The following is a 14,134-nucleotide window of genomic DNA, read 5'->3' as shown; positions in this document are numbered from 1 at the left end:
TAAGAATTTTAAATCTATTAAAAAAAGAATATTTTTGCTACTTTGTCGTTTACTTTATAACAAATTATGTTTTTTTGTTTATTTTTAACTAAACATTAAGATTATCATTAATATAAAAATGTTTTATATTTGCAAAAATTAAATTTTAAAATAACCATAAATCCATATTCTTTTATGAATAAAAAATTATTATTTAGCTTCCTTGCCGTTTTGGGAACTGTGGTAAGTATTAAAGCTCAAAGAAACGAATTGGGGGTTCGTCTAGGGATGAGTAACCTAGTTGGTGATATAGGAAGAACGAATTATATTTTACAAAAGCCGTTGGATTTAAATAAGGCGTCGGATTGGGGGATCCCATTTTATGGAGGTATTTTATACAGATTTAATTTTAACCCACACCAAACTGTTAGATTAGATTTAGGATATAATCAGATCCAGTTCAGTGATAAGGCGGCCAAAGAAGAATATAGAAAAAATAGAAATGCAGGAGGAAAAAATAATGTTTATGAGGCGAGTTTAATGTTCGAATACAATTTCTTCCCGGTAAACAATGAACAGAAAGGTATGCTGAGCCCATATATTTTTGGTGGGGTTGGAGCTTTGATGTTTGATGCACCAAAGGCAACGATGGTAAATGACTTCAGAAGAGATGCAGATGGGGTAGCACAGGCTCCTATTAACGAGCTGGACTTTACCACTACACCTGTATATACTACTGGAAAAAAAACAACAATGCATATTCCGTTTGGAGTAGGTTTGAAATATAAATTTAACTATAGCTGGGCAATATATGCAGAAGCTACCTTTAGATACACAATGACGGATCAGCTGGATTACAGTAGGATTCTTGAGAAAGATGTTACTAGTAATTATAATGGGGATATTTTAAACCCTGCTACAGGAGGATCTCTACTTCAAACAGGTGCTTATTATGTCGTATCTAAAGAAAGAGAGGCAAAACTTATTGGTGAAAGAAATATTGGAGATTTAAAGTCTAAAGATTGGATGAATACAGTAAGCTTAGGTCTTACTTATTCTTTCGGAAGACCACCATGTTATTGTGATTAATTAATTATGTCGTTGATTAAAGATAAAATAGATTCTGAGAATTTACCACAACACGTTGCTATCATTATGGATGGTAATGGAAGATGGGCAAAATCTCGAGGCGAAGAAAGGACCTTTGGTCATAAAAATGCCATTGATGCTGTAAGAAATGCTATTAATGCATGTAATGAGATAAACATCCCATACTTAACGCTTTACACGTTTTCTTCGGAAAACTGGAAACGTCCTGCAGAAGAAGTAAATACTCTAATGAGTTTACTTGTAGAAACGCTTTTGCTGGAAGCAGAGGAAATTTTCACTAAAGGGTTAAGAATGCATGTTATTGGTAATTTAGATAAATTGCCGTCACTCGTGAAGGATCAGTTACTTCGCGTGGTAGAACTTACAAAAGAAAACACAAAAGGTAATTTGGTATTGGCTATAAGCTATGGCTCACAAAATGAGATACTGAATGCCGTTAAGAATATTAGTGCTGATGTAAAGGAAGGTAAGGTAGATGTTGAAAATATTGATGAAAAATTATTTGAAAACTATCTCTATACTAAAGATTTCCCACCTGTAGACTTATTGATAAGAACAAGTGGCGAAACAAGAATAAGTAATTTCCTCCTCTGGCAGATCGCCTATGCAGAACTGCAGTTTTTAAACGTTCTGTGGCCGGATTTTTCAAAAGACATTTTCTTTCAGTGCATTGTAGATTATCAAAGCAAAGAAAGGAGATACGGCCTAACTGGTGAACAAATAAAGATTCAGTAAAATTTAAGAAAAGAAAGACTACGATAAAATGAAGTTTAGACTATTACCCATCATTATGTTTGTTGCTTCTGCACATTTTTATGGACAGGTAACGCCACAGGACAGCACAAAAGTGAATAATCCTGTGCATGCAGACAGCCAAATTGGCTCTTACATGCTTAAAGACATCGTTGTAGATGGGGTTAAAAAATACACACCTGCACAGATCTTAAGATTTACAGGATTGTCAAAAGGAGAAAATGTAGATATCCCCGGGCAAAAAATCAGCAACGCTATCAAAAAGCTTTGGGATACTCAATCTTTTTCGGAAGTAGAGGTCTATGTACAAAGTATTGAAGGCGAAACTGTAGTTTTGAAATTCTATTTACAGGACTTAAAAGAACTTGGAGAAGTGAAGTTTAAGGGTAAAGGAATTGGGAAATCTAAAAGCGAAAAACTGGCAAAAGACAACAATCTGAAGCCGGGAACAAAAATTACCCAAAATCTGGTTTCAAGCCTTAAAACAAATATTCCTAAAGATTATATCAAAAAAGGATTTGCAGATGCTAAGATCACAATTGAGGATAAAGTAAATGCCAATGATCCTGCTTTGGTAGATTGGACTATTAATGTAGAAAAAGGTAAGAAAGTAAAGATCAATCACATCGAATTCGAAGGAAATGAGACTGTGACAGATTCTAAGCTTAGAAATAAGGCTTTCAAAGAAACGAAACAAAAAAGGTTTAGTATTGGAGGGATCTTAAAGCCTTCAAAATTCATTGAAGAAAAATACCAGGAAGATAAGCAAAGTCTTGTAAGCTATTATAACTCTTTGGGATATAGAGATGCGGCTATCGTTTCTGATTCTGTATGGAGAAATAATAAAAATGATTACGAGATTAACGTAAAACTTAAAGAAGGTAAGCAATATTACATTGGTGATATTACATTTACCGGAAATACAGTATATCCTACAGATTATTTACAGAGACTTTTAGGATATAAGAAAGGAGATATTTACGATGCAGTAGGATTCAACAAAAAAGTTGGAGAAGACGGAGGTAAAGAAGATGATTCTGATATCAAGTCAGTTTATATGAATAACGGATATCTTTTCTCTAACGTTACTCCTGTTGAAAAATCTGTAGACGGAGATAAGATTAATCTTGAAATCCGTATCAACGAAGGTGAAAAAGCAACTTGGAACAAAGTAACTTGGCAAGGGAATACAACAACCCATGACCACGTTATCCTTCGTGCTTTAAGAACAAAGCCCGGAAATCTTTTTGCTAAAAGTGATATTAAAAGAACATACTTTGATTTAGCAGGTATGTCATTCTTTGATCCACAGCAGGTAGGCCAGGATATTCAGCCAAATCAACAGGATAATACAGTAGACATCAACTGGAAATTAGTTGAAAAAGGTTCTTCTCAGGTTCAGTTACAGGCGGGTTACGGTGGTAACAGCTTTATCGGAACGTTGGGGTTAACATTCAATAACTTCTCTTTGAAGAACTTCCTTAAATTTAAGGATTTCAGACCGGTTCCCCAGGGAGATGGTCAAACATTATCTATTCAGGCACAGGCTGGGCAGTATTTCCAAAACTACGGGGTATCTTTCACAGAACCTTGGTTATTCGGAACAAGACCAACTGCACTTTCTGTAAGTTTGAATACTTCAAGAGTAAAATATTCTGATGCTTATGGTAATGCTCAGAAGTTAAATATATTCTCTGCTTCGGTAGGTCTAAACAGACTATTGAAATGGCCGGATGATTACTTCTCATTATACACAGGTATTCAGTATCAGAAATATGACTTTAGTAACTATCCATTTGAATTCGGTGATACTACTGAATTATATGGAACAGCAAATAACTTAAGTCTTAATATCGGATTAAGCAGAAACTCTGCAGGTATTGACCCAATTTTCCCGACATCGGGTTCTAATATTGAACTTTCAGGAAAATTTACACTGCCATATTCATTGTTTAATAACAAAGATTATTCAACACTGACTCCTACAGAGAAGTATAGGTGGATGGAATTCTACAAAATCAAGTTCAAAGCTGATGTTTATAACGAAATTGCCGGAAAACTTGTGTTAAGATCTTCTGCCGAAATGGGATTCATGGATGGATATAACAAAGAATTGGGAGCTCCACCATTTGAAAGATTCTATGTAGGAGGAACAGGGATTGCCGGAGGTAGATATGACGGTAGAGAATTAATTCCATTAAGAGGTTACGACAATGCTACTACTTATGGTGGTACAGCAGAAGATATTACTCAGAGAGGTGGAGGTACAATCTATAATAGATTTACTTTAGAACTAAGATATCCAATCTCAATGAGCCAGACCGCTAAAATCTATGCATTAACATTTGCAGAAGGTGGTAACGTTTGGAACTCATGGAGTAATTATAATCCATTCCAATTAAAAAGATCAGTTGGTCTTGGGGTAAGAGTTTACATGGGTGCATTTGGATTGATCGGATTTGATTTTGCTTACGGATTTGATAAAACAGTTCTTGGGACTGAGCCTGCAGGATGGCAGCCACATTTCTTGATGAACCAATCATTATAATTCGCAATATGAAAAACTTTAAATTAGCTTTCACATTTGTATTATTCTTGCTTTTCGGATTGAGCAATGCTCAAAAAATGGGCGTAGTTGATACAGAATATATTTTGGATAAATTACCTCAATATAAAGAAGCGGAAGCCAGATTAAACTCACAAATTGATACTTGGCAATCAGAACTTCAGAATTTACAATCTGAGTTTGAAAAGAAAAGATCAGCTTTTGAGAACGAGAAAGTATTATTAGTCGGAGACCAATTAAAGCTTAGAGAAAAAGAGGTGATGGATTTAGATAAAAACATCAAAACTACTACAAGTTTAAGGTTTGGAGCTAATGGTGAGATCACTAAGCTAAGAACAAGTTTGGTTGTGCCGTTCCAGGATCAGATCTGGACAGCCATCAAAACCATGTCTGAGAAGAATGGCTTGGGCATAGTTCTTGATAAAGCCAATAACGTTAATGTTATTTTTCTTCAAAAAAGATTCGACTATACAGACAAAGTATTGGATATCTTATTAAAAGATTCGTCAGGATCTGATAAAAAGGAAAAAACAAGTACGAAAGGTAAAAAGTAATTATCATAATTAACTTTTACCTATATTTAAAATCTAAAAACAAATTAAATTATTTATTTACCAATTATGAAAAAATTAAGTGTATTATTTGCAGCAGTAATGATGGTTGTATCTGTAGGTATGGCAAAAGCTCAAAAAATTGCTACTTTAGATGTTATGGGTGTTCTTGAAGCAATGCCTGAAAAGAAAAAAGCAGATGCTGACTTAAAAACTTTCTTAGATGCTAAACAAGCTGAAATTAAAAAGAAAGCTGACGCTGGACAAGCTAAATTAAAGCAATATACTGAAGAAGCTCCAAAGAAAACTGCTGAAGAAAACAAAGCAAGAGAAGCTGAATTATCTAAAATGAATGACGAGATCAACCAAATGCAAGATAAAGCGCAAAAAGATTTCGTTGCTAAAAGAGATGCAGCTTATGAGCCGGTTGAAAAGAAATTAAACGATGTTGTAACTAAAGTTTCTAAAGCTAACGGTTATGATTACGTGATGGATGCTAACTCTTCTGCATTTGTTTACAAAGCAGGTGTTGATGCTACTCCAGCTGTAAAAAAAGAATTAGGTCTTTAATTGTAACAAATTAACAAAGATTTATAAAACTAACCACCTCTTTTAGAGGTGGTTTTTTTATTTTTGCCAAATGGAAAAAGAAGTATCAACCACGGTAAAAGTGAGATTCAGTGATTGTGATCCGATAGGGCATTTGAATAATGTAAAATATCTGGATTATATGTTCAATGCAAGGGAGGATCACGTAGAAACATTTTACGGATTCACTTATGAAGAGTATACTAAAAAAACCGGCTGTACATGGATTGCCATTCAAAACGAAATAGCTTATTTAAAAGAAGTAAGATATAATACACAGGTTGTTATAAGTAGTAAAACAATCGAGATAAAAGACAGAACTGCAAAAGTAGAAATACTGATGAAAAGCTTAGATGAGAAAACAGTTCATGCAGTATTATGGGTTACGATAATTTATTTTAATATGAAAACAAGAAAATCGGAAGTTCACCCTGAAGATATCAAAGATACATTTCATAAATTCTACGTAGATTTAGAACAGAAAGATTTTCAGTCAAGAGTTAAATTTTTAAGATCACAAAACGCGAAAAATTCATAATGAAGAAAATATTAGTTATAGGAAGCAACGGACAATTAGGCAACTGCATAAGAAAAATTGCACCTGATTTTGAACTTGATTACGAATTTGTTTTCACAGATTCACAAACGCTTGATATTACGAACGTTGATCAGGTAAATACTTTTTTCAATAATGAAAAGCCGGATTTCTGTATCAATGCATCAGCGTACACTGCAGTAGACCTTGCCGAAAAAGAAAGTGAAAAAGCATTTGCTGTAAATGCAGAGGGTGTAGCAAATCTTGCTCAGGCTTGCTTAGATAATAAAACAATATTCATCCATGTTTCTACAGATTATGTTTTTGATGGAGAAACCAATTTGGATTATTCAGAAGATGATTTCACAAACCCGATCGGCGTTTATGGAGAATCAAAATTAAAAGGAGAAGAATTGGCTTTAGAAATTAATCCTAAAACCATTATTCTAAGAACATCTTGGCTATATTCAGAGTTCAACAAAAACTTTGTGAAGACGATGCTGAATCTATTTTCGCAAAAAGACGAGCTTGGAATTGTTGCAGATCAATATGGTCAGCCCACCAATGCAAACGATTTGGCAGAAGCGATCATGAAAATCATTGAAGCACCAACGAAGACTTTCGGTGTATTCCACTTTTCAAATTACCCGGAAACAACTTGGTTTGAATTTGCTAAAAAGATTGCTGAATTTTCAAAATCTTCAGTAAAATTAAACGCATTAACAACAGAACAATATCCAACTCCGGCAAAACGCCCAAAGAGAAGCACAATGTGTTTAGATAAAATTGAAGAAACTTATAAAATTGAACTAAAACATTGGGAGAATAGTTTAGAAGAATGTGTAGAAATCCTTTCACAATAAAATAATATCTCATGAAAAATTTAGGAATTATCATTTTTGTTCTTTTTGCTCAGGTTTTCAGTGCTCAGAATGTTTATTTAACCAAGGTTGAAAAGACACATGATAACACCGATAAATTTTTGTATAAAATAAATGAAGAAGCAAAGCAGGCCGAACTTTTAGGAGAAGTAGAAGTGCAGGGCTTTTCCAAAAACGACGCTGAAGTTTTTTCTTTAATCTATAAGAAGGCAAAAGAAATCGGAGCTAATGCATTTTCATTAAAACCATTTGAAAACATTGATGGCTCACCACAGCCTTTCAATCCTTCAAATTATAAATTGGCCTTATATTATATCTCAAAAGAGAAATTTTTAAACCAAAAAGGGAATATCTATTTATTTGCTTCATCAGATAAAGCTCAAAAAATCAGCATAAATAAAAAAGACTACACTTTGTCTCCAAGATCATACACAATTGTGAAGACCATGCCGGGAGAAATTTACGCAATTTCTACAAAGAAACTATTAGGATCAACAATAAAGCTGCAGCCTAAAGCTGAAGAAGAAAATCAATATTTTCAGATTTCCGCTGCAAAAATAAAATCCGACGAAACAGGAGTAGGAGGATTAAATTTAAAATCAGGCGATATCATAGGTTTAGAAAAATCCTACGCAGAATTTCTAAGTACTATATATAATAAAGAAAAGCAGAGTAATTAAACTCTGCTTTTTTATTTCCACAAATTATCATCGCGAGAAGCGAAGCTAGCGAGTGCTGAGCCTGTCGAAGCAAAGCACTCCCAAACCCTCCAATTCTCCCACTCCCAGACTCTCCCACCCATTCCCTCTCCCACTCAAAACTTTTCAGGAGCTTGATCCTGCTTTCCGCTGTATCTTTTGAGTGACGTCCTGCGCTTCGCTCCGGCCGCCACTCAAAAGGATGCCGCTTCAATCCGGGCTAGGGTATTGGGCATTTTTATTACTATTTCTCGTCCCCAGACATTGACGGTTTATCAATCCGGATTCCTTTTCTCTTACGCCTTTCCTTTCAACAACTCCCAAACAAACTAGAAAAGCTAGCCTCCAACTCTACCCACCCTCAAACATCTAAGTTATCCCACACTCATCTGTGCCAATCTGTGTAGATCTGTGGTTAGATAAAAAAGCATCCCTTAAAACATATTAGTTTTCCTTATACCTTATATATAGTATACCAGATTATATAAGAAATCACCCTTCAAAGTACTTTCAACCGTTGAAAACACCTATTCTGACACTTCTCAAAAAGACAATCGAATAGTGTGGATAACTACGGCTTACTTTATAAATAAAACTATATCAATAGCTTATAATCAAAACTTTTCCACAATACAGATTTTATATGAACATTATGTTAAATATATTTGGAATGGTGGGAAAAGTTGGAGTACTTTTGCCCCACTGAAAACGAGAAGTTGGAAGTAGCGCAGAAGGAGGTAATAGAGTATGAATACTACGAAACGGATTAGAAATAAACTTTAAATTTTTAGTAAATAAAAGTTGTAAGGTTTAAAAAGATTTGTATCTTTGCAGTCCGGTAAAACGGGAGCAGAGGAGTAGAAGATTGGGATGTTGAAAGATGAGATTAGGGTGAATTAAAAAACTTTAAATTAAATCAAAAATATCTTGGTCAATTAGAAATAAATAATTACTTTTGCACACGCAAATCTATACTGAAAACGACAGAAAATTAGGTATGGTAAAAAGCGGAAGATACAAGAAGATCATTGAAAAATAGATATAACAACCAAGTAAGGAAAAGACTAGAACGTTAATAACTTTGAGTGAGTCAGACAAACATACAATGGAGAGTTTGATCCTGGCTCAGGATGAACGCTAGCGGGAGGCCTAACACATGCAAGCCGAGCGGTAGAGATCTTTCGGGATCTTGAGAGCGGCGTACGGGTGCGGAACACGTGTGCAACCTGCCTTTATCTGGGGGATAGCCTTTCGAAAGGAAGATTAATACCCCATAATATATTAGATGGCATCATTTGATATTGAAAACTCCGGTGGATAGAGATGGGCACGCGCAAGATTAGATAGTTGGTGAGGTAACGGCTCACCAAGTCAATGATCTTTAGGGGGCCTGAGAGGGTGATCCCCCACACTGGTACTGAGACACGGACCAGACTCCTACGGGAGGCAGCAGTGAGGAATATTGGACAATGGGTGAGAGCCTGATCCAGCCATCCCGCGTGAAGGACGACGGCCCTATGGGTTGTAAACTTCTTTTGTATAGGGATAAACCTTTCCACGTGTGGGAAGCTGAAGGTACTATACGAATAAGCACCGGCTAACTCCGTGCCAGCAGCCGCGGTAATACGGAGGGTGCAAGCGTTATCCGGATTTATTGGGTTTAAAGGGTCCGTAGGCGGGCTCGTAAGTCAGTGGTGAAATCTCATAGCTTAACTATGAAACTGCCATTGATACTGCGAGCCTTGAGTAAGGTAGAGGTAGCTGGAATAAGTAGTGTAGCGGTGAAATGCATAGATATTACTTAGAACACCAATTGCGAAGGCAGGTTACCATGTCTTAACTGACGCTGATGGACGAAAGCGTGGGGAGCGAACAGGATTAGATACCCTGGTAGTCCACGCCGTAAACGATGCTAACTCGTTTTTGGGTTTTCGGATTCAGAGACTAAGCGAAAGTGATAAGTTAGCCACCTGGGGAGTACGTTCGCAAGAATGAAACTCAAAGGAATTGACGGGGGCCCGCACAAGCGGTGGATTATGTGGTTTAATTCGATGATACGCGAGGAACCTTACCAAGGCTTAAATGGGAATTGACAGGTTTAGAAATAGACTTTTCTTCGGACAATTTTCAAGGTGCTGCATGGTTGTCGTCAGCTCGTGCCGTGAGGTGTTAGGTTAAGTCCTGCAACGAGCGCAACCCCTGTCACTAGTTGCTAGCATTAAGTTGAGGACTCTAGTGAGACTGCCTACGCAAGTAGAGAGGAAGGTGGGGATGACGTCAAATCATCACGGCCCTTACGCCTTGGGCCACACACGTAATACAATGGCCGGTACAGAGGGCAGCTACACAGCGATGTGATGCAAATCTCGAAAGCCGGTCTCAGTTCGGATTGGAGTCTGCAACTCGACTCTATGAAGCTGGAATCGCTAGTAATCGCGCATCAGCCATGGCGCGGTGAATACGTTCCCGGGCCTTGTACACACCGCCCGTCAAGCCATGGAAGTCTGGGGTACCTGAAGTCGGTGACCGTAACAGGAGCTGCCTAGGGTAAAACAGGTAACTAGGGCTAAGTCGTAACAAGGTAGCCGTACCGGAAGGTGCGGCTGGAACATCTCATTTTAGAGCGTCTTTAGACGTTAAACAAAATTAAGGTACTTAAGTGTACCATGTACTTACTTAAAGGACGTTTTAGTTTTTTACTCGGTTGATTTATATTAAAAAAATACAAAACCCACTAGAAATTAGTATCAGGGAGAAAGAGATTTTAGAATTAGAAATTAGAAGTTAGTCGTTAGAAATTAGTCTAACATCTAAAATCTAGCCTCTAATATCTAAATAATGAAGTCTCGTAGCTCAGCTGGTTAGAGCGCTACACTGATAATGTAGAGGTCGGCAGTTCGAGCCTGCCCGAGACTACTAATTAAAATAGAGGTTAGAAATTAGAACTTAGAAGTTAGTTTTTTACTAATATCTAATTACTAACATCTAACATCTGACTAGAGGGGGAATTAGCTCAGCTGGCTAGAGCGCCTGCCTTGCACGCAGGAGGTCAAGGGTTCGACTCCCTTATTCTCCACAGTTTTGTGAGTCTGATTTAAAAGTACGATGAATAGAGCCAAAACAAATATTCATTTATCAGACAAGCAGAAAGACATTAAAGATCATTGACATTAACGGTAAAAATATCACAAAGAGAAAACCGAGCACTTGCGAGTGCTTGAGTAATTAATAAAATAGGAAAGAAATCGTTAAGGGCGTATGGCGGATGCCTAGGCTTTCAGAGGCGAAGAAGGACGCGGTAAGCTGCGAAAAGCTGCGGGGATCGGCACACACGAATTGATCCGCAGATGTCCGAATGGGGCAACCCGGCATGTTGAAGACATGTCACTCTAAATTTATTTAGAGAGCAAACCCGGAGAACTGAAACATCTAAGTACCCGGAGGAAAAGAAATCGAAGAGATTCCGTAAGTAGTGGCGAGCGAACGCGGATTAGCCCAAAAGTCTTTATATATTTAAAAGAATGTTCTGGAAAGAACAGCCATAGAGGGTGATAGCCCCGTATTTGAAAGGTATATTTTGATGATAAATGAGTAGGGCGGGACACGTGAAATCCTGTCTGAATATGGGGGGACCATCCTCCAAGGCTAAATACTCCTGAAAGACCGATAGTGAACAAGTACTGTGAAGGAAAGGTGAAAAGCACTTCGAATAGAAGGGTGAAATAGAACCTGAAACCGTACGCCTACAAGCGGTCGGAGCCCACATGTTGGGTGACGGCGTGCCTTTTGCATAATGAGCCTACGAGTTAATGTTACTAGCGAGGTTAAGGACTTCAGGTCCGGAGCCGGAGCGAAAGCGAGTCTGAATAGGGCGCTTAGTTAGTAGTATTAGACGCGAAACCTTGTGATCTACCCATGGGCAGGTTGAAGCTTTGGTAACACAAAGTGGAGGACCGAACCGGTTGACGTTGAAAAGTCTTCGGATGACCTGTGGGTAGGGGTGAAAGGCCAATCAAACTGGGAGATAGCTCGTACTCCCCGAAATGCATTTAGGTGCAGCGTCGTGTATAAGTTTATTAGAGGTAGAGCTACTGATTGGATGCGGGGGAGTCAAATCCTACCAATTCCTGACAAACTCCGAATGCTAATAAATGTTCCACGGCAGTGAGGGCGCGGGTGCTAAGGTCCGTGTCCGAGAGGGAAAGAACCCAGACCAACAGCTAAGGTCCCCAAATCTCTATTAAGTTGAAGCAACGCGGTTGGACTGCATTGACAGCTAGGATGTTGGCTTGGAAGCAGCCATTCATTTAAAGAGTGCGTAACAGCTCACTAGTCGAGCGGTCCGGCATGGATAATAATCGGGCATAAATAGAGTACCGAAGCTATGGATTTATAACCATTGGGTTATATCTGGTAGGGGAGCATTCTGTTTGCACAGAAGCAGTGGCGTGAGCCATTGTGGAGCGTACAGAAAAGAAAATGTAGGCATAAGTAACGATAAAGCGGGCGAGAAACCCGCTCACCGAAAGACTAAGGTTTCCTCAGCCATGCTAATCAGCTGAGGGTTAGTCGGGACCTAACGCGAACCCGAAAGGGGTAGTGGATGGACAATGGGTTAATATTCCCATACTTGCTCACACTAAAAAGGGGACGGAGTGCCGTACTTACTGGAGACTGACGGAATAGTCAAGACCTAGCCTTCGGGCGAAGTTGCTGTAAGGAAAGTGCTTCCAAGAAAAGCCGAAGTGAAGCAACCCGTACCAAAACCGACACAGGTAGTCGAGGAGAGAATCCTAAGGTGCTAGAGTGAATCATGGTTAAGGAACTAGGCAAAATAGTCTCGTAACTTCGGGAGAAGAGACGCCATCAGCAATGGTGGCCGCAGTAAAAAGGCCCAGGCGACTGTTTATCAAAAACACAGGACTCTGCTAAATCGAAAGATGCTGTATAGGGTCTGACACCTGCCCGGTGCTGGAAGGTTAAGGAAGGGCGTTAGCAGTAATGCGAAGCGTTTGACTGAAGCCCCAGTAAACGGCGGCCGTAACTATAACGGTCCTAAGGTAGCGAAATTCCTTGTCGGGTAAGTTCCGACCTGCACGAATGGTGTAACGATCTGGGCACTGTCTCAACCATGAGCTCTGTGAAATTGTAGTCTCGGTGAAGATGCCGAGTACCCGCAATGGGACGAAAAGACCCTGTGAACCTTTACTATAACTTCGTATTGACTTTGAGTAAGTAATGTGTAGGATAGGTGGGAGACTTTGAAGCAGGCACGCTAGTGTTTGTGGAGTCAACGTTGAAATACCACCCTTTACTTACTTGGAGCCTAACTTCTTTTAGAAGGACATTGCGTGGTGGGTAGTTTGACTGGGGTGGTCGCCTCCAAAAGAGTAACGGAGGCTTTCAAAGGTACCCTCAGCACGCTTGGTAACCGTGCGTAGAGTGTAATGGCATAAGGGTGCTTGACTGTGAGACCTACAAGTCGATCAGGTGCGAAAGCAGGACATAGTGATCCGGTGGTTCCGTATGGAAGGGCCATCGCTCATAGGATAAAAGGTACTCCGGGGATAACAGGCTAGTCTCCCCCAAGAGCTCACATCGACGGGGAGGTTCGGCACCTCGATGTCGGCTCGTCACATCCTGGGGCTGGAGAAGGTCCCAAGGGTTGGGCTGTTCGCCCATTAAAGTGGCACGCGAGCTGGGTTCAGAACGTCGTGAGACAGTTCGGTCTCTATCTATTGCGGGCGTTAGATGTTTGAGAGGGCTTGATTCTAGTACGAGAGGACCGAATTGAACAAACCTCTGGTGTATCAGTTGTTCCGCCAGGAGCACCGCTGAGTAGCTACGTTTGGAAGAGATAAGCACTGAAAGCATATAAGTGCGAAACTCGCCTCAAGATGAGACATCTTTTAAGGGTCGTTGGAGATGACGACGTTGATAGGCTACAGGTGTAAAGTTGGTAACAGCATAGCCGAGTAGTACTAATTACCCGTAGATTTATTGCCTATTGAAGGAATAAATATAATCATCAAATGAGTAATCATTAATATTACATTAAAAACCTATCTCAAGAGACTTGCAAGTGCAAGAAAGGTTTTGTCTTTGTGAGTGTTTTTATCGATTAAAATCAGGTAGCAGATGTTAGCTGTCAGAAAGCAGGTTTTCCCTGCAATCTATAACCATCAACCTGCAACCTTATATAACGCCTTTAGGGTGGTTTTAGCGGTGGGGCTCACCTGTTCCCATTCCGAACACAGAAGTTAAGCCCACCAGCGCCGATGGTACTGCGAAAGCGGGAGAGTAGGTCGCCGCCAGTTTTTATTTAAAACTCCTTCATCTATTGATGAAGGAGTTTTTTTATGTCCATACCACAATACATGAATAATATAAATAATGGGTAATAGATAATAAGAAATCATTGCCACGGGGAATAAGTAATTTTGCTAAAAGCTAAAAGCTAAAAGCTAAAAGCT

The 14,134-nt window shown here is 39.0% G+C and carries 8 protein-coding genes, 2 tRNA genes and 3 rRNA genes; all 13 read left to right on the top strand.

The features are described from left to right. Window positions 1-174: 174 nt before the first annotated feature. The 13 genes from EG348_RS04915 (at window position 175) to rrf (ending at window position 13,978) form a co-directional block, all read left to right on the top strand. The gene (locus tag EG348_RS04915) at window positions 175-1,068 is read left to right on the top strand and encodes a DUF6089 family protein (protein WP_123981175.1); all 894 of its coding nucleotides are present in this window, start codon (window positions 175-177) and stop codon (window positions 1,066-1,068) included. A gap of 6 nt (window positions 1,069-1,074) precedes the next feature. Continuing rightward, entirely contained in the window at window positions 1,075-1,824 is a 750-nt protein-coding gene (locus EG348_RS04910) for an isoprenyl transferase (protein WP_123981173.1), read from the top strand. A gap of 28 nt (window positions 1,825-1,852) precedes the next feature. Next, window positions 1,853-4,390, top strand: coding sequence for an outer membrane protein assembly factor BamA (gene bamA, locus EG348_RS04905; RefSeq protein WP_123981171.1), 2,538 nt, complete (start codon window positions 1,853-1,855; stop codon window positions 4,388-4,390). An 8-nt stretch (window positions 4,391-4,398) separates the two neighbouring features. Then, entirely contained in the window at window positions 4,399-4,962 is a 564-nt protein-coding gene (locus tag EG348_RS04900) for an OmpH family outer membrane protein (protein WP_123981169.1), read from the top strand. Window positions 4,963-5,028: 66 nt separating this feature from the next. Next, the gene (locus tag EG348_RS04895) at window positions 5,029-5,529 is read left to right on the top strand and encodes an OmpH family outer membrane protein (RefSeq protein WP_123981167.1); all 501 of its coding nucleotides are present in this window, start codon (window positions 5,029-5,031) and stop codon (window positions 5,527-5,529) included. Window positions 5,530-5,599: 70 nt separating this feature from the next. Further along, window positions 5,600-6,085 carry an acyl-CoA thioesterase gene (locus EG348_RS04890; RefSeq protein ID WP_123981165.1) on the top strand — a complete coding sequence of 162 codons (486 nt, stop codon included), beginning with the start codon at window positions 5,600-5,602 and terminating at the stop codon, window positions 6,083-6,085. Beyond that, window positions 6,085-6,945 carry a dTDP-4-dehydrorhamnose reductase gene (rfbD, locus tag EG348_RS04885; protein ID WP_123981163.1) on the top strand — a complete coding sequence of 287 codons (861 nt, stop codon included), beginning with the start codon at window positions 6,085-6,087 and terminating at the stop codon, window positions 6,943-6,945. Before EG348_RS04890 ends, rfbD begins: the two co-directional genes overlap by 1 nt. An 11-nt stretch (window positions 6,946-6,956) precedes the next feature. Beyond that, window positions 6,957-7,643, top strand: coding sequence for a hypothetical protein (locus EG348_RS04880; protein ID WP_123981161.1), 687 nt, complete (start codon window positions 6,957-6,959; stop codon window positions 7,641-7,643). 1,120 nt (window positions 7,644-8,763) lie between these two features. Beyond that, window positions 8,764-10,280 (top strand): 16S ribosomal RNA (locus EG348_RS04875). Between the two features lie 223 nt (window positions 10,281-10,503). Continuing rightward, window positions 10,504-10,577, top strand: a tRNA-Ile gene (locus EG348_RS04870). An 86-nt stretch (window positions 10,578-10,663) separates the two neighbouring features. After that, window positions 10,664-10,737: transfer RNA gene (locus EG348_RS04865), tRNA-Ala, on the top strand. Window positions 10,738-10,899: 162 nt separating this feature from the next. Then, window positions 10,900-13,666 (top strand): 23S ribosomal RNA (locus tag EG348_RS04860). A gap of 204 nt (window positions 13,667-13,870) precedes the next feature. Continuing rightward, window positions 13,871-13,978, top strand: a 5S ribosomal RNA gene (gene rrf, locus EG348_RS04855). Together the 16S, 23S and 5S rRNA genes with 2 tRNA genes alongside form the textbook arrangement of a ribosomal RNA operon. Window positions 13,979-14,134 lie beyond the last annotated feature (156 nt).

It is taken from the genome of Chryseobacterium sp. G0201 (assembly GCF_003815655.1).
Taxonomy (GTDB): domain Bacteria; phylum Bacteroidota; class Bacteroidia; order Flavobacteriales; family Weeksellaceae; genus Chryseobacterium.
This window is presented reverse-complemented; position numbering and strand designations above follow the sequence as displayed.

Coding starts and splice junctions, on each gene's coding strand:
- EG348_RS04915 (WP_123981175.1), top strand. CDS start 175: ATGAATAAAAAATTATTATTTAGCTTCCTTGCCGTTTTGGGAACTGTG.
- EG348_RS04890 (WP_123981165.1), top strand. CDS start 5,600: ATGGAAAAAGAAGTATCAACCACGGTAAAAGTGAGATTCAGTGATTGT.
- rfbD (WP_123981163.1), top strand. CDS start 6,085: ATGAAGAAAATATTAGTTATAGGAAGCAACGGACAATTAGGCAACTGC.
- bamA (WP_123981171.1), top strand. CDS start 1,853: ATGAAGTTTAGACTATTACCCATCATTATGTTTGTTGCTTCTGCACAT.
- EG348_RS04900 (WP_123981169.1), top strand. CDS start 4,399: ATGAAAAACTTTAAATTAGCTTTCACATTTGTATTATTCTTGCTTTTC.
- EG348_RS04910 (WP_123981173.1), top strand. CDS start 1,075: ATGTCGTTGATTAAAGATAAAATAGATTCTGAGAATTTACCACAACAC.
- EG348_RS04895 (WP_123981167.1), top strand. CDS start 5,029: ATGAAAAAATTAAGTGTATTATTTGCAGCAGTAATGATGGTTGTATCT.
- EG348_RS04880 (WP_123981161.1), top strand. CDS start 6,957: ATGAAAAATTTAGGAATTATCATTTTTGTTCTTTTTGCTCAGGTTTTC.